The organism is Sphingobium lignivorans (genome assembly GCF_014203955.1).
Taxonomy (GTDB): domain Bacteria; phylum Pseudomonadota; class Alphaproteobacteria; order Sphingomonadales; family Sphingomonadaceae; genus Sphingobium; species Sphingobium lignivorans.
This window is the reverse complement of record NZ_JACHKA010000001.1, coordinates 3287891-3311055: the sequence shown is the minus strand read 5'-3', so window position 1 is coordinate 3311055 and position 23165 is coordinate 3287891. Positions and strand designations below refer to the sequence as shown.

Below are 23165 nucleotides of genomic sequence, written 5' to 3'. Positions count from 1 at the left end.
GGAGGGGAGGCTGCTGTGCGGTTTAAGCCATTGAAATTCAGTAATTCTTTTGGAATTCGCTCGAGCTGGCTGTGTTTGGCGGTTTCATTGGGTGCGATGCCAGGACTTGCGCAGCCGGAAGCGGTTGAGGATGCAAACGTCGCCGACGAGACGGAGAACAAGCAGGATCTCGTTATCACCGGTACGCGTCTCGTGGGATTTTCCGCGCCGACGCCGGTGACCTCCATCGGGCAGCAGGATCTGGAGGCGAAGGCCATCAGGTCCGTGACCGACCTGATGATGGATGTGCCGACGTTGCGCTTCAACCAGAACAACGGTCAGGTCAGCGCGCCGATCGGCGCGAGCAATCTCGACCTCAGAGGTCTCGGATCCAGTCGCACGCTGTTGCTGCTCGATGGACGTCGCTTTGCTGCGACCGATTCAAGTGGCGGCGTGGACGTGAGCGTCATTCCGGCCGTTCTCATCAACAAGGTTGAAATCGTGACCGGAGGTGCCTCGGCGGCATATGGCTCGGACGCCGTGTCGGGCGTCGTGAACATATCGCTCGACTCACGACTGGAGGGCGTGAAGGGGAGCGTCCAGTATAGCGAAACGACATATGGTGACCATCGCCAGCCGGGTGCTTCTCTCGCGGTCGGAAAATCCGCGCTGGGCGGGCGCCTGCACGTCATTGCCGCGGGTGACTTCTACAGGAATACGGGCCAGCTCGACCAATCGACGCGTCCCTGGGGCAGCCACAACTACGCGGTTCTGACCAACCCGGCCTACACGGCGACAAATGGTCAGCCCCAGCGTCTGATCCTCCCGAATTCCACCACCACCCAGCTCATCAGTGGCGGCGTCACGGCCCTCAACAGCCCGGCTGCTCTGAGGGGCATTCAGTTCGGGCCGGGCGGTACGGTTCTTCCGTTCGATTTCGGAACCAATGTCGGGTCCAGCTTCATGACAGGCGGTGATGGCGGGACCCCCATGGCGACCGCGAACATCACGCCCCGCTATACCCGTTACGCAGGCTTCGGGCGGGTCTCCTTCGACTTCACGGACGATACCTCGATCTTCGCCGACGCACTGTGGTCACGAAGCGAAGCCTTTACCGACCAGAATCCGAATATCGATTCCGGAACGATTGTCCTTCGTCGCGACAATGCATTCATGCCGGCCTCCATCCGCGATCTCATTCCCGCAAACGGAACGTTGACGATCGGTCGCATCAATGAGGAAGATGGCACTCTGTCGACCACGACGATCGCCACCGTGCGGCGTTATGCGTTGGGGATCGAAGGAACGTTCGGCGCCGGCTGGCAATACAGCGCCTATGCACAGATTTCCCGCAATCTCTACGAGCGGGCCGATGCCAGCAACCGGATCAACGCCCGATGGCTGAATGCGATCGACGCGGTCATCAACCCGGCGACCGGTCAGCCGGCCTGCCGGATCAATGTGGATGCGTCCACGACGAATGACGATCCTGCCTGCGTGCCGTCAAACCTTTTCGGCCCCGGGTCGGTCAGCGCCGCCGCCGTCGCATATTATATCGGGACGTCCACGTCGCGTTCCGAACAGCGGCAGAATGTGTACGCGGCGAATGTCAGCGGATCCCCGATGAGCCTTCCCGCCGGTGACATTCAGCTCGCGCTTGGCGCCGAGTATCGCACCGAGGAGGTCAGTCAGGTCTCCGACCCGATTTCCCAGGCAAGCGGCTGGCGGCAGATCAACGCCCAGACGCTGAGTGGCCGTTTCAACGTGAAGGAGCTTTACGGCGAGATCGGCGTGCCCATCCTGAAGGATTCGGCAATCGCCGAGGAACTGGATGTCAGCGGCGCCTTGCGTCTGACGGATTACAGCACCAGCGGCTCCGTGACGACGTGGAAGGTCGGTTCCACCTACACGCCGGTTCGGGGCATCCGCTTCCGCGGCACTGTGTCGCGCGATATCCGTGCGCCCAATGTGAACGAACTCTTTTCCGGGCAGGCGTCTGGCCGCCCAATCGTGATCGATACTTCGTTCACGCCGGCGCGTTCGAGCACCGTCAATCAGCTGACTGGCGGCAATACCGCACTGAAGCCCGAAAAGGCGAAAACCTATACGGTCGGCGTGGTCCTCGAGCCGTTGTTCCTGCCGCGCTTTCATCTTTCCATCGACTATTACACAATCTCGATCGACTCCGCGATCCTGGCGCCGACTGCCCAGCAGGTCGTCGACGGATGCAATATCGGCGTAACGGCCTTCTGTTCTGCGATCACGCGCGATTCGGCCACGAACGTGATCACGGATGTTCGCGCCACTTTGCTGAACGCCGCAACCTTCAAGACAAGAGGTGTGGATATCGAAGCGGAGTATTCTTTCCCGGTCGCGGCGGGTTCCCTCACCGCTCGTGCGCTCGCCAACTATGTGAGCACGCTCTATAATTCGGTGAACGGGGAAACAGCCGGTCAGACGGGTTCGGGGACGGGCATACCGCACTGGCGCGGCAACATATCCCTCTCCTACAGGACGAGTAATTATCTTTTCGGCATTCTGGGTCGCTACGTCCAAGGCGGCGTTTACAATAGCCTCTATTTCGAGGGCGGCGGTCCCAATAGCATCAACAACAATCATGTGGGCGGACGGGCCTATATTGACGTTAACGGCAGCTACAAGATCACGCCCGAGGTGGAGATATTTGCCAAGGTCAACAATCTTCTGGATAGTGATCCGCCGATTACGCCGCAGGTCATTACTGGAGCCAGCGCTGCGGGCTCTCCTTTCTACGATCGCGTCGGGCGACTGCTCACGGGGGGCGTGCGCTTCCGCTTCTGATGCGAGTTCCTTGCGCAACCGGGTGTCTTCTTCTCCCAGGACACCCGGTCAGGCGATCCAGGGTCGGCAGGTCCCCCTGGCGCGCCCGGAACGCCGCAGGGTAGGAATCTTGTAGTGCTGAAATCCGGGCTCGGGCGGAAAGGATCGGCAGCGTGAAGGCAAGCAGGCGATACTTCCTGGCTGCGGGAGTCATTACAACCCAACTGGCCTCAGGAAGCAAAGCCGCGATCCTCGCAGCACGGTCCGGCGTCTCCGGAGGCGATCCCTCGCCACTGGAGCCCGAGGCGCCACCCGCTTCACTGGCGGACCGCGGGGAGATGGCCAGGCTCGATGGGGTCGACCTGTGGTATTGGGAACGCGGCAACAAGAACGCCCCGGCAATCATTCTTCTGCATCCCGGTACCGGCAGCGGAGAAGTCTGGGGCTATCAGGCGGCCCCATTTGCCGATGCGGGCTTTCGCGTCGTGGGCTATTCGCGGAGAGGCTTTCTGCGCTCCACGCGTGGCGATCCGGCCAATCCCGGGACCGCGAGCGACGACCTGCGCCTGTTGCTGGACCATCTCGATATAAGGCAGTGTCACATCGTCGGGACGGCCGCGGGCGCCTTTGTCGCCACGGCATTCGCGGTGAGCTGGCCGGAGCGTGTCGCATCGCTTTGCCTGGCCTGCTCGCTGCTCTCCCCTTCCGATCCGGTCATCGGACGAATGGCGGCCTCCTTGCGCGGTCCCTGGTACGATGGCGTCCCTCACGATGTTCGTGAACTCGCGCCTTCCTATCGCATGATCAATCCGCAAGGCGTCGAGAAGTGGAACGAATTCCATGCGCGCTCGCGCGGCGACAATCCGCCCGTCAGCCAGCCGTTTGGCCGTCCCGTGACGCTGGACCACATCGAACAGTTGAGGATGCCGGTGCTGCTGGTGGCGGGCGACGCCGACCTTCTCTCCCCGCCGCCGATCGCTCGTCTGCTTCATCGCTCCATCCCCGGAAGCGAGTTGGTCGTGATTCCGGAATGCGGACATTCGGCCTATTGGGAACGCCCGGGCCTCTTTAACGCGGCGGTGCTCGCCTTTCTCGAAAAGCATGCCCGGGAAAGGGCGCACGCGACGTGACTGCGATGGGCACAGGCCGCCAGGTCGGTCGGGACGGGGTTGGGTCGGGGCTCCCTGTGGCAGTTGTGACGAGCATAGCCGCCAGCATTCTGCTTTCAGGCCCTCGCAAACTTCCTGAAGCCTTCGTGCGCAGCAATCCGGTCCGAGGTTGATCTTCGATGATGTTTTGCGGAGGGTGTCTTCAAAGAGAATGCGGCGGGGGATTCATGCCGCGCAGACAAGCTGAAAGGGAGAGACGGCCAAGTGTCCAATGCGTCAGCGCCAGACTCCTCTCCCAGCCTTGAAGCGGGCGCGGCCGATACCCAGACTTCTGTCCGCGCGGCCTGGGCGGTGGGCTTCCTCACATTAGTCTCGACCTTCAATTATCTCGACCGTTCGCTGCTCGGCCTTCTTCTGCCGCTGATCAAGGACGATCTGGACCTGAGCGACACGGCGCTGGGTCTAATTTCGGGAGTGGCTTTCGGGCTGGTCTATGCGCTGCTCTGTCTGCCCATCGCCAGCCTTGCTGACCGTTCCAGCCGCCGCAACATCATCACAGCCGGTTTCGCTCTCTGGAGCTTCATGACAGCCCTGACCGGCTATGCGGTGAACGGCATCCAACTGGCGATCTGTCGACTGATGATGGCCGCGGGAGAGGCGGCCGGGGTCGCTCCGTCCCAGTCCATGATCTCCGATGTCGTGTCGCGGGAGCGCCGACCGTTTGCGCTTGCCATCTTCCAGACAGCCTTTGCCATCGATGCCATCGTCTTCCTTCCGCTGACGGCCTGGATCGCCGGCATTCATGGCTGGCGCGCCGCCTTCCAGTTCGCGGGCTTTTTCGGGCTCCTGCTCGCTATCATCTTCTTTCTGACAGTCCGGGAACCGGAGCGTAGACTGGAAGGCCGGGCCGAGCGGGCGCCCGTGGTGACACTGATCCAGGCGATGTTCGGCCTGTGGAAAGTGCCGGCGTTTCGCGCGATGATGCTGGGCGTCGCGTTCACCGGCGGGGCGCTGAATGCGTCGAGCGCCTGGACCTCGGCGCTTATCGTGCGGGTACATGGCCTGACGGTCACCGAGGTGGGCCTTTACGTCACACCGTCGCGCGGCTTTGTTGCAGTCTTCGGCATCCTGTTCGTGGGGTGGATGGCTGACCGACTGGGCCGCCGGGACGAACGCTGGAGGTTCGGGGTGCCGGCCCTGGTGTGCCTGGTCGTAGCCCCCGCTTACCTCATGTTCCTTCTGAGCGACACCAGGTCCGTCTGGATCATGGGGATGCTGATCTCGGGTGCGCTTCACACAGCGGCGCAAGGTCCGCTCTTCGCGGTCATCGTCGCCCTTTCGCCCGAGAATATGAAGACGGTGGCGCTGGCGGTCAAAGTCTTCGTGGCCAATCTCCTCGGCCAGTTATGCGGTCCGCTGGCCGTCGGCATATTGAACGACCTTCTTATGCCCATCCACGGCGATCAGGGCATCCGTTATTCGATGATCATGGTGGCTGTTTGTTACCTGATGGCAGCGATCTGCTTCTTGTGGGCAGGGCGACTGGCCCGACGGGACGGGCATTATGCGCTGCGCTAGGTCCTGATCCCGGCAGGCCGAGCAGACGTCGTCACGATAAGTCCGGGAAGTGAAGACATTTCCCGGTCGATTATGCCGGCGCGGCATAAGGAAGGATGCTGACAAAGTATTTGTTCGCTGCGCCAATTCTGGTCTTCAGGGAGTGAGGTCAAGGGCAGGGGCGCAGCATGCGGATATTCGGACAGCTCTATATTCAGGTTCTGATCGCGATTGTCTGCGCCGTGCTGGTCGGGCTGCTGGCGCCCGATTTCGCGCGCTCGATGAAGCCTCTGGGGGACCTGTTCATCGCACTGCTGCGCATGATGCTCGCCCCGATCATCTTCTGTTCGGTCGTCCTTGGCCTGACTCATGTTGCGGACATGAAACAGCTCGGCCGGCTCGCCCTCAAGACTCTGATCTACTTCGAGCTCGTCACCACGGTCGCAATGGTGCTGGGCTTTGCTGCAGCGAATATTTTCCGGCCCGGAGACGGGCTGCATGCCCAGATGATGAATTCGGGGCCCGCGCTGGCGCAAGTGGCGGGCGCGGCCAGCGAGTTCACGGCTCTCCATTTCCTCATGAGCATCGTACCCAAGACGCTGGTGGGGGCCTTCGCGGATGGAGAGATATTGCAGGTCCTGTTCGTCTCGCTTCTCGTCGGCGCGGCGCTGAGCATCGGCGGGGTGCGCCCGGACTCGGCGCTGCTGCGGGGCATCGACGAAGCCCAGACCATCCTGTTCCGCATTCTCGGCTTCATCATGCGCCTCGCGCCGCTGGGTGCCTTCGGCGCGCTCGCGGCTGCGCTGGGCTCCTTCGGGCCGCAAACCCTCCTCTACCTGACGAAGCTCGTCCTCCTTTACTGGGCGACGTCGCTGGTGTTCGTGGTGTGCGTACTGGGCGGCATATTGATGGCGCTGGGCATATCGCTCGGCAGGCTGGTGTCCCTGATCCGGGACGAGATGATGCTCGTCCTCGGCACCGCATCGGGCGAGGTCGTGCTACCCCGCCTGATCGCCAAGCTCGAAGCCTGCGGGTGCGACAAGGCCGTCGTCGGGTTCGTCGTGCCGGCGGGGTACAGCTTCAATCTCGACGGGACGGCAATCTACATGGCCCTGGCAGTCGGCTTCATTGCGCAAGCCACCGACACGCCGCTCGGCCTGGCCGACCAGATCGCAATTCTGGCAGTCATCATGCTGACCTCGAAAGGAGGAACGGCCGTGGCGGGCGGCGCGTTCGTCAAGCTGGCCGCGACTCTCCAGACGGTCCAGAAGTTGCCCTTGAACGGTCTGGGGCTTCTGTTCGGCGTCGACCGCCTCATGGCCACCTGCACCGCACTTACCAACATCATAGGCAATTGTGTCGCGGTACTGGTCGTCGCGCGCTGGGAGGGCGGGTTCGACAAGGAGCGGTTCGAGCGCTGGACCGCCGCGGAGGTGGACGCTGTCATAAGCGGCGGCGGCACCGTCCCGCACGCCGAGGAGACGCGGTCGTGACGCGCTCAGTCGGCCTGATCCATCATTCGAGCGCCGATCCACTCCTGCCGTTCGACGAGCGAGCGGATGATCGTTCGAACCAGCTGTGCGGTCTCCGAGGTCAGCCAGTTCTGGGCCCCGCCGCTCGTGACACCCAGTGCCAGGGTCGACATCAGCTGCGGCCTGCGGATCGGCCGCAGGCAGAGCGTGCCGTCCGCTTCCTCGCGCGCGGCGCCGGCATGGGTCTGGATGGTATGGCCATACCCCCGTTTCACCAGTTCCTTGACGAACGGCACGCTGTCGACTTCCGCGACGATGGACAATCGGCCCCCATTCTGGGCCACCGCTCGCTCCACGAGCCGGCGATTGCTGTGCGGCAGCGCAGGCAGAATGAGTGGCAGGCGGGAGATGTCACGAAGGCGGATTTCATCCGCGATCGACGCATCCGGCGGCGAGACGAGGACCATGTGCTCATGCAGGAGCGGTTCGATCTCCACGCCGGCCATCGGCAGGGGATTGTGCATGACCGCAATGTCGATGCGACGGTCGACGAGCCATTCCTCGAGCGAGGAACTGATGCCTTCGCGAAGGATCAAAGTAGCGTTGGGCCATTGCTCGCGAAAGCGCCGGAACAGCTCGGGGCCGATCAGCAGCCCGCATGTCGGGGGAAGACCAACGGTGACATGGCCCTGGGCCCGGTGAACACGGCCGCTGACCAGCTCGGCCGTGGCGTCGAACTGATTGATCAGCTGCTCGGCCTGACCGAGAAGCAGGGCTCCGGCCTCGGTCAGGTCGACACCCCGGCCGCTCCGGGTGAAGAGCCGGACGCCCAATGCTTCCTCCAGCTTCTGAAGCTGCCGGCTGAGCGCTGGCTGGGCGATGTTCAGATGCGTGGCGGCCCGATTGACGCTCCCAAGTCGTGCGACATGGATGAACGACCGCAGTTCCCGAATGTCCATTGGCTCTCCAGTGACCGATATTGGGAGCAACGCGACTGTTTGTCCACCAAAGCCGGACCTTTCTCATGAACCCATCCAGAATTCTCCCCGCGCCTCCCGCCGCCGATGCCGAGGGTATGGCGGCCGAGGCACAAATTCGCGCAAGCCGGGGCCGGATATCGGCTCTGTACGGCATTCTTCTCCACAGCAGGCCGGTCGCGGCCGGGTGGGAAGCGCTGCTGACGGCGATCCGCCAGAAAACCGGCATAGCGCCTGCCCTGCGCGAATTGATCATTCTTCGCATCGCCGTGCTCAACGAGGCTCCCTACGAGTTCGAGCAGCATGTGCCGCATGCGCAGGCCGCGGGCCTCTCCAGCGAGAAGATCGCCGCCTGCCGGGACGGGGACCGCGCGCCTTTCGATCCGATCGAAGCGCTGGTGCTCGACTATACCGACAGCATGACCCGCCAGATCCAGGTGCCCGCGCCACTGTTCGAGCGGGTCTCCGCGGTCTTCGACGCACAGGGCATTGTCGAGCTCACCGCCACGATCGCGGCATATAACATGGTCTCGCGGTTCCTGGAGGCGCTCCATGTCCGTTGAGGCGAATGGTGACGGCGCGGGCCCTACGATCCTGATCGAGCTTGATCCCCATGCCGACACGTTGGACGCGCTGATGACCTCGCTGGGAGAGCTGGTCCGTGCGCTTGCCGGCCATTCCAAGCATTTCGCTGCATATCAGGACCTCGTCACTGGCCGCGTCACCGCCTATCTTGCCGCGGGTCGGCAGGTTCCGGCGGTTCCGGACATCAAGGGCCTGCTGGACGAGTTGATGGAACCGCTGATGCTCGGACCGGTGTCCGTCAGTCTCCTGTCACCTCGCCTTGCCGTCGCGGGTGCCTCTGCAGGGCAACCGGCACCTTTCCGATATGTCGTGCATACCGATGTCGAGGCCGGAGGGGCGGGCGAGCTCGAGCGCTGGTATGACACCGAGCACATGCCCGGACTTGCCGCAGTGCCCGGCACGGTTTTCGCGCAGCGCATGATCTGCTTCGAGGGTTCACCGCCCTATTTCGCCTGTTACGATCTGACGGCGGCGGATGTGCTCGACAGCGATCCGTGGCTGGCGGTGCGGGCGACGGAATGGAGCTCGCGCGTGCGGCCGACATTCCGGAATACGCGTCGCTTCATGTCACGGCGCCTGGATTATCGCGGCTCATGATGCCTGCGCTGCCGGCGGGCGCCTGTGATGCGCATTGCCATATCTTCGGTCCGGCCAGTGTCTACCCCTACGACCCGGCCCGCAGCTACACACCGGAAGATGCACCCCGCGAGGCCCTTTTCGAATTGCACCGCAGCCTTGGCATCGACCGGGCGGTGCTGGTTCAGCCCAACGCCCATGGCTTCGACCATCGCGCCATGATCGATGCGATCGCGGCATCCGGCGGGCGCTATCGTGGCGTCGCCCTGGTCCCGTTCGATATCGGGGATGAGGCGCTGGACATTCTCGACCGGAACGGCATTCGCGGCATTCGCTACAACTTCCTGCCGCACCTCTCGCCGCCGCCGCCACTGGACGCTTTCCGCGACATGATGAAGCGCATCGAGCGGCTGGGCTGGCATGTCGTCCTGCATGTTGGCGGGGCAGATCTTCCCGTGCTGCGACCCTATCTCGAAGGCCTGCCCGTGCCGGCGGTCATCGATCATCTGGGTCGGATCGACGCCGGTGCAGGGCTGGATCAGGAACCCTTTCGGGCGCTGCTCGATTTTGCGCGGCGCCCGGACGTGTGGATCAAGATTTCCGGATGCGACAGGGCATCGGCGGCCGGGGCTCCCTGGCGGGATGTCATCCCCTTCGTGCGGCGAATCGTCGACGCAGCGCCGGACAGGATCCTGTGGGGAACGGACTGGCCTCATCCGAATATCAAGGGCCCGGTGCCCGACGACCTCGCACTTCTGGGGCTGTGCCACGAGATATTGGGTGATGATGGCCTGCTGAGGGCCGTGCTGGTCGACAATCCGGCGCGCCTCTACAGTTTCGACAATGAATGCGGTCTATTGCGACCGTAGCGTCCATCGTCGCGCCGCCGGCCTTTACGGCGAGCGATTGGCCGCCGGAGCATCGGGCGGTCGCTGGTAGCCATTGCGATCCAGCCGCAGGTCCGGCCTGACAAGGCAGGGGGTGCAGTCCGTCTGGTGAAGCGGAGGGACGCGTCCGCTGACGGGATTGGTAAACTCGAACCACATCGGCATGATCGAAGGCCATTCGATCGTTTGCCCCGTTCCGCCCCGAAAGCCTTCCGCGCGCTTGCCCAGCGCCTTGATCGGAATATCCGGCGGGAAGGGATTCGAAGCCGCGGCTGCCGCGTTGCCGGGGCGCGGGGGAACCGGATCCTTGACCTTTGCCCAGAGACCGTCCTTCCAGGCCAGCGACCTGATGAAGGGCTCCTCGATCGTCAGGTCCCAGATCCGCCAGTGGCCGTTCTCGAGCACATACTGATTGTAGTACATCCCGCCCCAAAACGACGCGCCGAAAAGGTCGCCGGCCTTGCCGACCGTCTTTCCCGTGCGGAAGTTGAACAGGCGGACGTGGCCCGTTGCGGACCGGCCGTCGTCGGAAATCAGGAAGACCGGCTGTACCAGCCAATGATAGGAAATGCCGGGCCGCTTCTCCGGTTCGGCGCTCGGTGCGCGGGCCGCCAGGATCCGGTCACGGCCGATATAATAGCCGATCGCGGGCGTCACCTTGAAGCCCTTCTCGGCGATCAGCCCGGCGAAACCGGCAGGGCGGGAATCATCGAGGTAGAAGCCGTAGGCCGCCCCCACGTTCATCGCTCCGTCCCAGGCTCTGGATCGATCGAGGCGGCGGCGGATCTCGTCGCTGTCGACCGGGGCATCCTTGCCGGCGGCGATCCTGCCGGTCAGCGGACCGGTCGCGACCAGCTTTGCCCGGCCCTTCGCCTGCACCAGCCTGCCCGTGACCGGGTGTCTGCCGAGGAAGGCCGGCACCAGAGCAGCCGGCGAGGCCTGCACATCTGGCCTGTCGGGAGCGGTCGCGCCGACGGGGACCGGATCGGAAATCCGGCTCTTGCCCCAACCCAGGAAAATATCCGTCTTCGCCTGCACGAACCGGCGCATCTCCTGTAGCTTCCAGACGCCGTCCTGCCGGACGAACCGGTTGTGGAACGTCGTGATCTCCCACCAGCCCTGTTCGCGATCCGCCTCGCCGAGCATTCCCAGTTCGATACCCCGCGCATAGGCCTCGTTGCCCCCAGGAGCGACCTTCACGGTCACATTGAACTGGACCCTGTCGTTCAGCTGGCCATGGCGCAGCCCCTGTTCGCCAATGCCGTCGAGCCAGCGGCGAACCCCCGCCTTGCCTCGCCAGACACCTTGCCGCCCGATCTCCACCACGGCGTCCTCGGCGAAAAGATCCACGACATCGTCCCACATCCTGCGGTCGGCATAATAGCCGTAGATCGCCTGCAGATTCCGGACCCGATCCTCGTCATTGAGCAGGCTCACGCGCTTCTGCAGGGCAGGCAGTGCTTCGGGCCGTGCGGGGCGGGGCGGTGGCGGAATGAACGGGGAGGCCGGCATTCGTCAGGTCGAAATGATAAGGCGGGACAGGCAGGTCGCCGCCTCCCCAGTTCGTCCAGCCCTCCTCGTAAGGTCCTTCGAACTGAGGATAAAAATGTGCGGTCGCGATCTTCCAGACGCTTCCCTCAGACATGTAGTCGACGACGAGCACGCCGCCTTCGATGCGTGCCTTGCCATCATGGCCATGGAATATGAGAGTCTGGAAACGTGCCTTCGCCGTCCGCCCATCCGCGGCGAGGTTGATGACGGGAGAGTCCATCATCATCGCCGACAGGCCCCCGCGCGACTGTCCTTCGCGCGCGCCGCCATATCGGTTTCGCAGGAAGGACGCGATCTCGCGCGGGCCGTTCGCGATCTTCGCCGGTCCAACCTGCCCGTCGAATATGAACCTGCCCTTCCGCGCGAACAGGTGGCCGATGTCGTCCCACAGGCCGAACTGAGCATATTGGGCGTAGCTGTCCTGAAGCAGTCGAACGCGCCGCAGGCTTTCCGTGAGCGAGATATCCCGCGCGAGCATGTCCCGTGCGGGATCCGCGCCGGCAGGACTACCGGACAGAAATGCCAGGGACGCACAGAATGCTGTGAGGAAGCGCATCATGCCTCATTCACGACCGGAAAGATGGTCCGTGGCGCGCACCGGTCGTTATAAGGGTGAATCAGGATTGGCGATCGTGCGCCACATGTGCGCGACACGACTGCCGTCAAGGCCGAGACCTTCCTTCGGCTGGCGGAAATGGCGACCGATAATATCCTCGAATTCGCCCAGCTCGACCTTCACGTTCGGATCGAACGAATAGAGGTCGTTCACGGTGACGAGACGCGGGGCCATGTACCAGCGATGGGCGCGAACCATCTTGTACTCGGCCTGCATATGCGGGGGCGGGACATAATCCTCGCCGAACATGTTGCGGTACAGGTCCGGATATTCATAGCCGGCGTCCTCGTCGGGGAAGAACCGCAGGGACGCGTGATGCCGGATGGCGAAGGTCGTCCGTTCAGAGACGTAGGGCTCGAACAGCTGCGCGCTCCAGAAGCCATGTTCGCTGCGCATCAGTGACATTGGCAGATCATGCAGCAGGCAGGCGAGGACGACTTCGTCATCCATTCCGCGACTTTTCGCGAGATGAGCGCTCTGGAGGCAATGATCCCTGGAGCCATCGAGGCGTAGCCGGATGAAATCGATCAGGGTCGGGTTGGAGGGCATGGCCGGCAGGTAACCAACATTGCCTTCCTGGCCCGCGAACAGCTTTCCCACGCCGCGACGATAAGGGCGGGTATTGATCTGTGCGTTGACCTCAGCGACCGAGGGAAACGTCTTTTTCGATGAATTGAGGGCATCGTTCAGATGCATTTCCAAGGCGTCAGCTTTGGCTTCGCTACTCATGGTCGCCACGGCGGCTGCGCCACCCAAAGCAGTTATGAAATTGCGCCGATCCAGGACAGGGAGTTTCAAATTGCTCGACCGTGACGGATCCTGCTCCATGCTCGCTCAATCCTATTACCGGAAAAAAGTCCGGTAACGGATAATATGCTTATTTACTGAGGGCAAGCGGATTTGATTATATTCCAGGCAAGCTTGGCACGGGCAACATCCAGCGGCTCAGCCATCCGGCGCGCGGCCCCCGCATCACCGATGAACGTAAAGTCGCGTGTCGAACCATCAGCGAGATCTGCTGCCCGGGCACCGAGCCGCACTATTTCGGCCCGTGCTTCGCAGCCTGCTGTCAAAACAAGATGAAAGGCAGCCGCGCCGGGGGCGCGCTGCTGCGTTATCGTTAGCCAGTTCACCCGAAATGATCAGCCAGGACCTCCGCGACTTCCCCAGGCGCTTCGATCGGAGATATGTGAGCTCCCGAAACCTCGGCGAGCTTTGTGCCAGCGATCCTGGCGAGCAGCAGTTCGCCATTTCCCGCAAGCGGTGTCGAAATATCCTTCGTGCCAATGACCACCAAAGCAGGTGCGCCGATCTCGCCCAAGCGATCGACCAGGGCCATGTCCCGGATCGCGGCACCGCAGCCCGCATAGCCCTCCGGGAGCGTGGAAAGGAAGGATCTGCGGATCGTTTCGGCATATTGCGGAGACGTCTCGATGAATTCGGGGCTAAGGAAACGCCCCATTACCGTTTCAACGATGCTGGCCATGCCCTCGGTGCGCACCCGTTGAATCCGGTCGCTCCACATCTGAGCATGAGTCGTGGCGGTCGTGCAGATGAGGGCGAGGCCAGTTACACGCTCTGGCCTCGCCAGTGCCAGTTCCATGGCGATCATTCCGCCGAGGGATACGCCGGCGATCACGGCCTGCTCGATGCCGGCAGCATCCATGACTGCCACCACGTCGCCTGCCAAGCATAGAAGACCATAGTCACCGGGCGATGCGTCCGATGCTCCATGTCCACGCGCATCGGTCCGCAGGACGAGGAAATTCTCCAGCATGAATGGCATAGCGCGATCCCACATGCCCATTTCGGTCCCGATCGAGTTGAGAAGGACGATTGGCGGCTTGCTGGACGCGCCCTCCAGTTTCCAGTGCAAGCGGACGCCGTCACGGGTGACAAATGGCATGTCATTCTCCTCCAGGTTCGAGAAGGGGTTGATCGGGCTGGAAAGACGATCCGGCTCCTCAATCGGTCCCCGATGAAAATCTGCGCTGGCTGACCAGGACGCCTGCCGTACCAAGCGCCAGCAATCCGGCGAAGTAGAATTGTCCCGCTGCCAGCGAACCGGTTCTATCAACCAGCCAGCCAACGAGGATGGGACTGAGGAAGTTTCCAAGACCGGCAAGCGTCGTGACGAGCGCGATCCCGCCAGCCATCGCACGCCCCGACAGCATGGTCGAGGGCAATGACCAGAAAGGTCCCATCGCCGAGAATGTGCCACTTGTCGCGACCGCCAGCGCGATCAATGCCAGGCTGGTATTTTGGGCGACGAAAGGGAGGAGTGACCAACCCACGGCACCGACAAGCGCCGGGATCAACGTGTGCCAGCGCCGTTCCTGCAGTCGGTCCGACCTGCGGGCGATGAAATACTGGAAAAAGACAGCGATGATGAAAGGCAGTGCCGAGAGCAATCCGACATCGCGCAGATTCTCAACGCCGCTCTTGTCGATGATCGTGGGTAACCAGAAGAAAATGCCGCCCGTGCTCACCATGATACCAAAACCGAGCAGTCCAAGCGCGTAGAAGGCCGGATCAGCGAGCACGGCGCCGAAGGTGGCATGGGCTCTGTCTCCGAGCTTTCGCGCATCGGCTGAGACATCAGCCATGATCTGTGCACGTTCATGCTCGGCAAGCCAGCGACAGTCGGATGGCTTGTCGTCGAGCACCCCATAGGCGACCAATCCGAGAAGGATCGCTGGCAGACCCTCAAGCACGAACAGCCATTGCCACCCCCGCCATCCCCAAACCCCATCCATCCCGCTCATGATGAGCCCGGCAAGCGGACCTCCCAGCATCCCGGCCACAGGAATGGCCGCCAGAAAGATGGCGTTGAACCTTGCGCGCCGACGCGCCGGGATCCAGTAAGTGAGATACAGAAGGACGCCAGGGAAGAATCCAGCCTCGGCGGCGCCCAGCAGGAAGCGCAACGCATAGAAATGAGGCGCGGTGGACATCCACGCCATGAGGGTGCAGCAGATCCCCCAGAAGATCATGATCCGCAGGATCGTGATGCGTGCGCCGATCCTCGCGAGCCACTGATTGCTCGGAATCTCCAGCAGAACATAGCCGAGATAGAAGATGCCCGCGCCGAATCCGTATTGCGCGTTGGTGAAGCCGAGGTCGCCCATGAACTGGATCTTGGCGATGCCGACATTCGAGCGATCGATGAATGCGACGATATAGCAGATGACGAGAAGAGGCATGATCCGCCACAATACCCGTCGATACAGGAGGTCGTTCTGCGGCTCTGTCAGGTGCGTTCGTGCCGAAGGCGCTTGCGAGCCGGAGGCGTCTCTCGGCGTGATCGCATCGTTCGTCAAAACTCTCTCCTAAGCCGCGATGCAGCACGCATGATGTGATAAAAGGATAGTCTTATGGCTTTTAATGAGTCAAGCTGCTCATCGGGAGAAACAGCCTTGCTGACACGACATAAAAACCGTAAGACTGGTTTATAGGATAAAGGAGAGGCGGATGTCGAGTTGGGGTCTGAAATGCCTGTTCGCACTCATGGTCACCTTCATGGCTGTCCAAGTGCAAGCGGCAAACGAGCTGACAATCGCGATTCTCACCAACAATGTTGACCTGGGCCCCGAATCGGCGCTGTTCGGACGGCTGAAGGCCGGACTGGGCGCGCAGGGCCGCGATGCTGACTCGATCATATGGGTGCGCCGCGCCGCCAATCGCGATCATCACGCCCTCGAGCGCGCAGCCGCCGAACTGGTCGCTCTGCAACCACGTCTTATCATCGCCGGCGATACAACATCCACTCAGGCGCTTGCGGTTGCAAAGAGGTCGGTAAAGTCGGCCGTTCCTGTCGTCTTCTGGTCGCTGGATCCTGTAGGCGCTGGCGTCGCCGGCAGTTTCGATCAGCCGGGCGGCGACTTTTCCGGGACTGCCGACGCGGCCGACACCCAAAGGCGGGAACTGGATTTGCTCAGCCGCCTCGTGCCCGGGCTGAAGCGCGTGGGCATGCTGTACAATCCAACATACGCCCCGGCCCCCGGCGCTCTGCGGGCGCTTCAGACAGAGGGGGCCAAAAGCGGCATCGAGGTCCGGCCCTATGAAGCGCGCAGCGTCGACGCCTTTGAAGGCGCGGTGCGAGAGATGAAGGCGGACGGCATGCAGGCAATGGTCGTCGGACCGCACTCCCTGTTCAGCATGAATGGCCGCAAGATCGGCGGGCTCGCTCTCGCCAACGGCCTGCCCACGGCGTCACTTGTCGAGACGGTCCTGCAGGGGGGCGGTGTGGCAGCCTTCGGCCCGGATTTTAACCGTATCTGGTTCGAACAGGCCATTGTTGTGGATGCGATCCTCAAGGGCCAGTCGCCAGGAAGCATAGCAGTTCGTCGCCCGCCGGCCGCGATGACGCTCAATCTCGCGGCGGCGCGTGCGCTCGGACTGACTGTTCCGGAAGACCTCCTCGGCGAGGCGCGGCGGGTGCTGCCGTGAAGTGCCTGAACTTCATATGCGCCATGGCGCTTCTGAATAGCGCCACCCTGGCTAATGCCGGGGATGACATCAGCGCGTTACGGCGGCAACTCGATCGTTCGATCGCTTATGAAGCGGTGGAGAATATCTCGAACGCATTTGGTAACTGGATCGACGACGCCCAGTGGGATTCTCAAAGCAGCCTGTTCTCCGTCGACGGATGGCGGCAAAAATACCTCGTCGGCTTCTATGCCGGGCCCGCGCGCATCCGTGCGGCTGAAACCCTGCAAGTGTCAGTCATGCCCTCGCCGCGCCGCTCCGTCCGTATCCATCTGCGTGAGCAGCCTGTCATCACTGTGTCCGACGACGCACAGTCCGCCTATCTGCGCACTCGCCTCTTTCATATCACGAGCAATTGGGGCGAGGCGGGATCCGTCAAGAACGGCATGTATCCCAATGATGCGGCGGTCCTTGAAGATGGAATCTGGAAGCTCTCGGTCGTCGCGATCGATGAACCCTATTTCGTGTCCAATGGCTGGAAGGGTGGCTGGGCGCGGGTGGCGCCAATAACCGAAAAAAGACGGCTGACGACACCGCCGATGATGCAGCAGATGCTCGACAAAATGCCCCCTGATGTCCCGCTGACCGCGATGCCGTTCCGTGAGGGGGCATTCACGCCGGGGCCGGCGTTCGTCCACTATCCGGAAGTGAAGCCCATGTGGTTCCACTATCGGAACCCGGTGAGTGGCCGCGTGCCATCCCATTACTGCCCCGACCTGCGGACATGTGAATCTTCGCTCGCACGCTGATTTGCCGAACAAGGAACTATGCATGATCTACAAGATGCTGCCGGTGGCTACGGCTCTGGCCGTCCTACTTGGACTTGGTGCACCAGGCTCGACGCAGACGCCTGCCAATACCGCGGAAGTCCGACAACTTGCCCATGACCTCGATCAGGCAGAGTCGCTGCGGGCGGTCAAGCGCCTCCAGACCGCCCATGCACAGTTCATCCAGTATCGTCTCTGGGATGACGCGGCGCAGCTCTACGCAAAGGATGCAAAAGCGATCTTTGGCGAAGAGACGGTGACGGGGCGCGCCGCGATAAGGGCTCATCTGACAGCGCGCCTCGGGGATGCCGCGACGGGTCCGGCCGAGGGAGCGCTTAGCGTCGAGCTGGCGATGACGCCGGTGGTCAGGATGGCGCCGGACGGCAACCATGCCAAAGGGCGTTGGCACGTCGTCACTATATGGGGCCGGCGGGGCGGCAGTGCCGAATGGGCGGGCGGCATCATGGAAAACGAATATGTGCGGCAGAATGGTGTCTGGCGCATCGCCACGCTTCACTATTTTCCGCAGTTTGCCGGGCCCTATGATCGGGGCTGGACGAACGTCACCGAAGATCTGGGGATTGTTCCCTATCACTACACGCCCGAGCAGGCCGGCACGCCGATCCCTCGGGGGAATGCATCGGCGGCGAAGCGCCGCAGCGCAGTGCCCGACAAGGCAACGCTGGCAAGGCGCATCAGCGCGCTCAATGCCGAGGACGACGTTCGCAATCTTCAAAATGCCTATGGCTATTATGTCGATCGCAAGATGTGGGACGATGTTGCCGATCTGTTTGAGAACGACGCCTCCGTCGAGATTGCCGGCGTCGGGGCCTGGGACGGACCAGCCAGCATCCGTCGCGGCCTGGAACGTGATGGTCCTCCAGGCCTGCGCGAGGGAGAGGTCAACGATCGTTTGCAGCTCAACATGATCGTCACGATCTCGCCCGGCGGCAACGAAGCACGCGCCCGCGGCCTGGAATTCGGCATGTTGGGCAAGAACGGAGCCGATGCCTATTGGACCGTTGCCACGTTCGAAAACAGATATGTCCGCCGCGAAGGAAAATGGCGGATTGCGGCCATGCGGATCTTCCCCCAGATGCGCACCGACTATTTTCAGGGCTGGTCCAGGAGCTGGTTGCCCGAACCCCAGGTCGGTCCGGCCTTTGCGCCGGATCGAACCTCTCCTGCCCTCGGCCCGTCAGATATACCCGCATTCCATTACCGCCACCCCGTGACGGCAGCGCCCATCGCTTATCCCGCCGGGTCGCGATCGGTTGCAAATCCCGCGGAGGGGAGAGCGGCGGCGCCTCAGGCTGACGCTTTGGCGATCGACCCTCGTCGCGACCTTGCCCGAGCCGTCAGCTACGACGCGGTCGAAAATATCTCAGGCGCGCTGGGGAACTGGATCGACGATTTCCAATGGACGGACATGGCAGACCTGTTCACCGCCGATGGCGTGCGCCTATCGCCCGCCGCAGGATATTATATCGGACCGGAGCGGATCGGGGCCATGCAGGAAGCACGCTACGGCCCGCTTCGACGGCCGCGCGGCTCAGTTCCGATGCATTTGCGGGTTCAGCCCGTGATTCACAGCAATGCCGATGGAACGTCAGCCAGGCTGCGCACACGCCTCCTCCAGTTCAATAGCAATCATTCCCGTCCGGGCTCCATGACCGCAGGCCTGTATGAGGACAGCGCGCGCATCGAAGACGGCACTTGGCGGTTCAGCGAAGTTCTCATCCGGCATCTCTGGCGTTCGCCTGGCTATGCAGAAGGCTGGGCCCGCGTGCCGAGCGACTTCGGCCGTCGTGCGGCTCCGCCTCCCGACAAGCTCTTGCGCGATTTCCCACCGGATTTTCCGCTGAAGGAAGACGGCTACGCGACCTTTCCGAGCGTCAGTCCGATTTGCTTTCACTATGCCAATCCCGTCTCCGGGCGCCTGCCGGCCTCCCCTATGAGCCGCTGTCCGGAAAAAGCGCTCTAAACGCCACGCCATAAAAGCCATATCATTGGCCTTTTGACAAAGGACATAAACATGACTTATAGGCCTATAGGCACCGAAGAGTGCTCGCATTTCTGGGGAGGACAAATTGATCCTGAGACTCGATCCTGCTGCTGCCAGCATGGCGCCACAGTTACCCTTTACCGCGCACAGCGTCGCATGGCGCACTTCCGCCAGTCGGCTGGGGCTGGTTGTCGCTTGCCTGATGGGAGTTGCCGGGAACGCGCACGCCCAGGCCGGCTCTGCCGAGCAGCAGGGGGAGGGTGTCGAAGTTGCTGAGGCCAGCGACAGTGGCGCGGCGTCGAATCAGGATCTCGTCATTACGGGATCCCGGATAACCGGGTTCTCCTCGCCCACACCCGTGACGGCCGTCTCGTCAGAGCAGTTGGCCCTGACCGGCAAGTACAGCGTGCAGCAGCTTCAGGAAGATATTCCGGCGCTGATCCCGAATCAGGCAACGCAGATGGTTTCCTCGCCCCCCGGCGGCAGCACCTTCAACCTGCGCGGGCTTGGCGCTCAGCGCACCTTGTTGCTCGTCGATGGTCGGCGCATGGCACCGACCAGTCCGGAAGGGACAACGGACGTCAACATTCTGCCGGTGTCGCTTATCCAGCGCGTCGAAATCGTGACAGGTGGTGCATCGGCGGCATATGGATCGGACGCTGTTGCCGGTGCGGTCAATCTGTTTCTGAAGAAGGATTTTCAGGGTGTCGAAGCCTATGGCCAGCTTGGCCTGACAAGCCGCGGCGACAGCTTCGAGCGCGTCGGCTCGTTGACCTGGGGAGATGATTTCAGCGGCGGGCGAGGGCATTTCGTGCTGGCCGGGAGCGTCTTTTACAGCGACGGAGTGAGCGACCAATCATCGCGCAAATGGGGCCAGCATGAATGGGCTCAGTTTGCCAACCCCCTGTATGTCGCCGGCTCCAACAACGGGCAGCCACGTCTGATCCTCACCCCCAACACGCGCCATTCCCAGATGAGCTATGGCGGCGTCATCGTGGCGGGCCCGCTGCGCGGAACCCAATTCGGCCCCGGGGGGACGCCGATTCCGTTCAATTATGGTCAGTATGTCGGTGCGGTGTTCATGGTCGGGGGAGATGGATCGACCTTCTCGCCGACCGGAAATTTGACCCCGGATATCGATCGCAGATCCCTTTATGGCCGGGCGGACTATGACTTGACTGACACGGTCAAGCTCTGGGTTGAAGGCCTTTATTCGCGGTCGCACCAAAGGACGGATATCACGCCCAACTACGATAGCGGGTCTCTTACCATCCAGCGCGACAATGCGTTTTTGCCGGATTCCATCCGGCAAGCGATGATCAACAACAATATCACGAGTTTCCGGTTTGGACGCGCGACACTGGAGCAGGGATTCAACATTGCCGATTCCATTTACGATGTGAAACGCTACGCGGCAGGCGTTGAAGGCAGTATTGGCAGCAACTGGCGCTGGAGCGCTTACTATCAGTATGCTGACAACAAATATAATTATCGCATCTTCAATAACCGCATCCAGTCACGCTGGCTCGCAGCCATCGATGCGGTGCTTGACCCGGCCACCGGCACGATCAAGTGTCGATCGACCCTGACCAACCCCAATAATGGTTGCGTGCCTGCGAATGTGTTCGGGCCGAATTCGATCTCACAATCGGCTGTCGACTATATCACTGGCACCATGCAATTGCTGCAGACCCAAACGCAGCACGACGCTGCCTTCAATATCGAGGGAACCTTGCTCAAGAACTGGGCGGGCGACGTCCATCTCGCTTTTGGCGGTGAATATCGGCGAGACGCGACAGAGGGAACCGTGGATGCGACCTCGGCGGCGCGAGACTGGCGTGTCCTCAATCCCCAGCCCTTGTCCGGGGCTCAGTCGGTTCGCGAAGGCTATGTGGAAACGCTCGTGCCCCTGCTTGCCGATCTGCCGTTCGCCAGAAGCCTCGATCTCAATGCTGCGCTGCGCTACACCGACTATACGATCAGTGGTGGGGTCACGACCTGGAAGATCGGTCTCAATTATGTTCTCAACGACGCCGTTCGAGTGCGGGCGACGCGGTCGCGCGATATCCGGGCGCCAAATATTAACGAGCTTTTCCAGTCGCAAGGATCGAACCCCGGGCAGATCATCGATCCGCTCACCAATCAGAATATTTCCACCAACTGGTCTTCGGGTGGCAATCCCGATCTCGTTCCGGAAAAGGCAGACAGCTGGACGGCGGGTGTCGTGCTGTCGCCCGGCTTCCTTCCGGGGCTGCAGCTTTCCATCGATTATTATGATATCTCGATCAGTGGCGCGATCTCGCTGCTGGCGGCTCAGCAGGTGGTTGATGGATGCTACATCCTTAAACAGACCAATCTCTGCAGCGGCGTCACGCGCGATCCGGTAAGCAATGCCATTACCTCGGTGGCGGCGGTCCGTTTCAATGCCGACGAGGTGAAAACGCAGGGCCTCGACATCGAGGTCGCATACCGCACCGGTCTCACCAATATCTCGGAGAACTGGAACGGCAATATCAGCTTCCGGCTGCTCGGCACCTATGTGGGCAAGCTGGCGACAACGTCCAGCGGGGTCACAATCGATCGCGCGGGGCAGGTGCAAGGAGGCGGCGCTCCACATTGGCGCGTCAATCTCAATACCATCTACCGGGACGGTCCGCTCACCCTCAACACGCAGCTTCGCTGGGTGCAGGGTGGAAAGCGTGACGCGACCTTCGTCGAAGGCATCGACATCAACGATAATCGGGTGGGGGGGCGCTTTTACGTGAACACCAGTGCCGACTACGATCTGAACGATGTTTTCGCAGTGTTCCTCAAGGTCGACAATCTGTTCGACAATGATCCGCCGGTGACGACCAATGGCGTCGCCGCCCCCCAAACGGCGACTTCCCCCTACTATGATGTGCTGGGGCGGCGTTATGCGGCAGGCGTCAGGGCCAGGTTCTAACGCTGGTGCTCGCGCATCAGCCACATTACAAGATTGCAGGCCGGGGAATACATGATTTCACCGGCCTGCATCGAAACAAGCTTCTGGGCTGCCGTGAAGGTCTGTTGAATTGAACCAGATTGCAAACATCGCCGAAGATCTCAATCGAAGCTCGGTCTCGCGTTATATCCAGCTCGCAGCGCTGTTCCGGCAACGCATCGAGTCCGGGCAATGGCCGGTAGGCACCCGACTGCCGATCATCGACGATCTGGCAAGCGAATGTGGTGTGGCCCGGGCTACCATTCGCCAGGCGATGGATTTGCTGGCCGACGAGGGCTTGATCGAGCGGTTTCGCGCCAAGGGAACCTTCGTTGTCAAAAAGCCGCAGGAAGCCTTGTGGTGCTCCGTCGGGACCGACTGGTCGGGCCTGTTGCGGCCGACCCAGGACGCAGAGATGGAATTGCTGTCTGACCAGGCGGACGACGAGGCGCTCCATATCGCCCATGACACGGCAACCCGAGCGCCCACCTATCGCCATTTGCGCCGTCTTCATTCGCGACATGGGGCGCCTTTCATGTTTGCCGACATCTATATCGCGGAAACCCTGCGATCGAGAATCGAAGAGGAGCATGTCCACAGCAAGACGGCCCTGCGGCTCCTTGCCGAAACGCCGGGCGTCAAGCTCTGTTCGGCGAGCCAGATCCTGACGATCGGGGCAGCCGATCCGCTCACTGCATCCCTGCTCCAGATCCCGCTCAATGCGCCGGTCGCGCATCTTCATCGCGAAGCGATCGATGAAAATGGTCTGCTGGTCCTGTCGGTCGAGAGCACCTACCGCGGCGACGTGGTTCGGTTCGAAGTCAAGCTGCGCTGA

19 protein-coding genes are annotated in these 23165 nt (G+C 62.1%); 12 read left to right on the top strand and 7 right to left on the bottom strand.

Annotated elements, in window-relative coordinates:
- The first annotated feature begins 30 nt into the window (after nt 1–30).
- From HNP60_RS15240 to HNP60_RS15225, 4 genes are all read left to right on the top strand, one after another.
- Entirely contained in the window at nt 31–2799 is a 2769-nt protein-coding gene (locus HNP60_RS15240) for a TonB-dependent receptor domain-containing protein (protein ID WP_184155419.1), read from the top strand.
- Between the two features lie 317 nt (nt 2800–3116).
- Nucleotides 3117–3908 carry an alpha/beta fold hydrolase gene (locus HNP60_RS15235; protein WP_184155417.1) on the top strand — a complete coding sequence of 264 codons (792 nt, stop codon included), beginning with the start codon at nt 3117–3119 and terminating at the stop codon, nt 3906–3908.
- A gap of 243 nt (nt 3909–4151) precedes the next feature.
- Nucleotides 4152–5465: an MFS transporter gene (locus HNP60_RS15230; RefSeq protein ID WP_184155415.1), complete on the top strand. Its 1314-nt coding sequence runs from the start codon at nt 4152–4154 to the stop codon at nt 5463–5465.
- Nucleotides 5466–5632: 167 nt separating this feature from the next.
- A complete protein-coding gene (locus tag HNP60_RS15225) occupies nt 5633–6937 on the top strand; it encodes a cation:dicarboxylate symporter family transporter (RefSeq protein WP_184155413.1) in 1305 nt (434 codons plus the stop codon).
- A gap of 5 nt (nt 6938–6942) precedes the next feature.
- Here the strand turns inward: HNP60_RS15225 and HNP60_RS15220 are convergent, their stop codons facing one another.
- On the bottom strand, nt 6943–7875 hold the full coding sequence (locus HNP60_RS15220; RefSeq protein ID WP_184155411.1) for a LysR family transcriptional regulator: 933 nt from the start codon (nt 7873–7875) through the stop codon (nt 6943–6945).
- Nucleotides 7876–7940: 65 nt separating this feature from the next.
- Between HNP60_RS15220 and HNP60_RS15215 the strand changes: the two genes are divergently transcribed.
- Genes HNP60_RS15215 through HNP60_RS15205 form a run of 3 tightly spaced genes read left to right on the top strand, consistent with a single transcriptional unit; the run spans nt 7941 to nt 9923 of the window.
- Complete coding sequence (locus HNP60_RS15215) at nt 7941–8456, top strand: carboxymuconolactone decarboxylase family protein (RefSeq protein ID WP_184155409.1); 516 nt, start codon at nt 7941–7943, stop codon at nt 8454–8456.
- Nucleotides 8446–9075, top strand: coding sequence for a hypothetical protein (locus HNP60_RS15210; protein ID WP_184155407.1), 630 nt, complete (start codon nt 8446–8448; stop codon nt 9073–9075). Before HNP60_RS15215 ends, HNP60_RS15210 begins: the two co-directional genes overlap by 11 nt.
- Nucleotides 9072–9923, top strand: coding sequence for an amidohydrolase family protein (locus HNP60_RS15205; protein ID WP_184155405.1), 852 nt, complete (start codon nt 9072–9074; stop codon nt 9921–9923). The genes HNP60_RS15210 and HNP60_RS15205 overlap by 4 nt, the downstream gene beginning before the upstream one ends.
- A gap of 24 nt (nt 9924–9947) precedes the next feature.
- On the opposite strand, the gene HNP60_RS15200 is transcribed toward HNP60_RS15205, so the two are convergent.
- The 5 genes from HNP60_RS15200 to HNP60_RS15180 all read right to left on the bottom strand — a co-directional run bounded on the left by HNP60_RS15200 (nt 9948) and on the right by HNP60_RS15180 (nt 15428).
- Complete coding sequence (locus HNP60_RS15200; protein WP_184155401.1) at nt 9948–11378, bottom strand: nuclear transport factor 2 family protein; 1431 nt, start codon at nt 11376–11378, stop codon at nt 9948–9950.
- Nucleotides 11362–11970: a nuclear transport factor 2 family protein gene (locus HNP60_RS15195; protein ID WP_184155398.1), complete on the bottom strand. Its 609-nt coding sequence runs from the start codon at nt 11968–11970 to the stop codon at nt 11362–11364. Before HNP60_RS15195 ends, HNP60_RS15200 begins: the two co-directional genes overlap by 17 nt.
- Before the next feature lie 126 nt (nt 11971–12096).
- A complete protein-coding gene (locus HNP60_RS15190) occupies nt 12097–12936 on the bottom strand; it encodes a hypothetical protein (protein WP_184155395.1) in 840 nt (279 codons plus the stop codon).
- Nucleotides 12937–13237: 301 nt separating this feature from the next.
- On the bottom strand, nt 13238–14128 hold the full coding sequence (pcaD, locus tag HNP60_RS15185) for a 3-oxoadipate enol-lactonase (protein WP_260394938.1): 891 nt from the start codon (nt 14126–14128) through the stop codon (nt 13238–13240).
- The gene (locus tag HNP60_RS15180; protein ID WP_184155392.1) at nt 14073–15428 is read right to left on the bottom strand and encodes an MFS transporter; all 1356 of its coding nucleotides are present in this window, start codon (nt 15426–15428) and stop codon (nt 14073–14075) included. The genes pcaD and HNP60_RS15180 overlap by 56 nt, the downstream gene beginning before the upstream one ends.
- A 151-nt stretch (nt 15429–15579) precedes the next feature.
- Here HNP60_RS15180 and HNP60_RS15175 point away from each other — a divergent pair, with 151 nt between their 5' ends.
- Both HNP60_RS15175 and HNP60_RS15170 read left to right on the top strand, forming a co-directional pair.
- Entirely contained in the window at nt 15580–16557 is a 978-nt protein-coding gene (locus tag HNP60_RS15175) for an ABC transporter substrate-binding protein (protein ID WP_184155388.1), read from the top strand.
- A gap of 23 nt (nt 16558–16580) precedes the next feature.
- On the top strand, nt 16581–17345 hold the full coding sequence (locus HNP60_RS15170; protein WP_184155385.1) for a nuclear transport factor 2 family protein: 765 nt from the start codon (nt 16581–16583) through the stop codon (nt 17343–17345).
- 64 nt (nt 17346–17409) lie between these two features.
- Here HNP60_RS15170 and HNP60_RS20215 read toward each other — a convergent pair whose 3' ends face one another.
- On the bottom strand, nt 17410–17649 hold the full coding sequence (locus HNP60_RS20215) for a hypothetical protein (protein WP_338056765.1): 240 nt from the start codon (nt 17647–17649) through the stop codon (nt 17410–17412).
- On the opposite strand from HNP60_RS20215, the gene HNP60_RS15165 reads away from it, so the two are divergent.
- The 3 genes from HNP60_RS15165 (at nt 17545) to HNP60_RS15155 (ending at nt 23165) form a co-directional block, all read left to right on the top strand.
- Nucleotides 17545–19347, top strand: coding sequence for a nuclear transport factor 2 family protein (locus tag HNP60_RS15165; RefSeq protein ID WP_338056759.1), 1803 nt, complete (start codon nt 17545–17547; stop codon nt 19345–19347). The genes HNP60_RS20215 and HNP60_RS15165 overlap by 105 nt on opposite strands.
- Before the next feature lie 106 nt (nt 19348–19453).
- Nucleotides 19454–22312, top strand: a complete 2859-nt coding sequence (locus tag HNP60_RS15160) for a TonB-dependent receptor domain-containing protein (protein ID WP_184155379.1) — start codon at nt 19454–19456, stop codon at nt 22310–22312.
- 109 nt (nt 22313–22421) lie between these two features.
- The gene (locus tag HNP60_RS15155; protein WP_184155375.1) at nt 22422–23165 is read left to right on the top strand and encodes a GntR family transcriptional regulator; all 744 of its coding nucleotides are present in this window, start codon (nt 22422–22424) and stop codon (nt 23163–23165) included.

Excerpts from the sequence above, each read along its gene's own strand:
- HNP60_RS15220 (WP_184155411.1), bottom strand. The coding sequence starts at position 7,875 with ATGGACATTCGGGAACTGCGGTCGTTCATCCATGTCGCACGACTTGGG.
- HNP60_RS15170 (WP_184155385.1), top strand. The coding sequence starts at position 16,581 with ATGGCGCTTCTGAATAGCGCCACCCTGGCTAATGCCGGGGATGACATC.
- HNP60_RS15225 (WP_184155413.1), top strand. The coding sequence starts at position 5,633 with ATGCGGATATTCGGACAGCTCTATATTCAGGTTCTGATCGCGATTGTC.
- HNP60_RS15195 (WP_184155398.1), bottom strand. The coding sequence starts at position 11,970 with ATGCTCGCGCGGGATATCTCGCTCACGGAAAGCCTGCGGCGCGTTCGA.
- HNP60_RS15235 (WP_184155417.1), top strand. The coding sequence starts at position 3,117 with ATGGCCAGGCTCGATGGGGTCGACCTGTGGTATTGGGAACGCGGCAAC.
- HNP60_RS15215 (WP_184155409.1), top strand. The coding sequence starts at position 7,941 with ATGAACCCATCCAGAATTCTCCCCGCGCCTCCCGCCGCCGATGCCGAG.
- HNP60_RS15190 (WP_184155395.1), bottom strand. The coding sequence starts at position 12,936 with ATGGAGCAGGATCCGTCACGGTCGAGCAATTTGAAACTCCCTGTCCTG.
- HNP60_RS15175 (WP_184155388.1), top strand. The coding sequence starts at position 15,580 with ATGTCGAGTTGGGGTCTGAAATGCCTGTTCGCACTCATGGTCACCTTC.
- HNP60_RS15205 (WP_184155405.1), top strand. The coding sequence starts at position 9,072 with ATGATGCCTGCGCTGCCGGCGGGCGCCTGTGATGCGCATTGCCATATC.
- HNP60_RS20215 (WP_338056765.1), bottom strand. The coding sequence starts at position 17,649 with ATGAGCCCTTATCGCGGCGCGCCCCGTCACCGTCTCTTCGCCAAAGAT.
- HNP60_RS15210 (WP_184155407.1), top strand. The coding sequence starts at position 8,446 with ATGTCCGTTGAGGCGAATGGTGACGGCGCGGGCCCTACGATCCTGATC.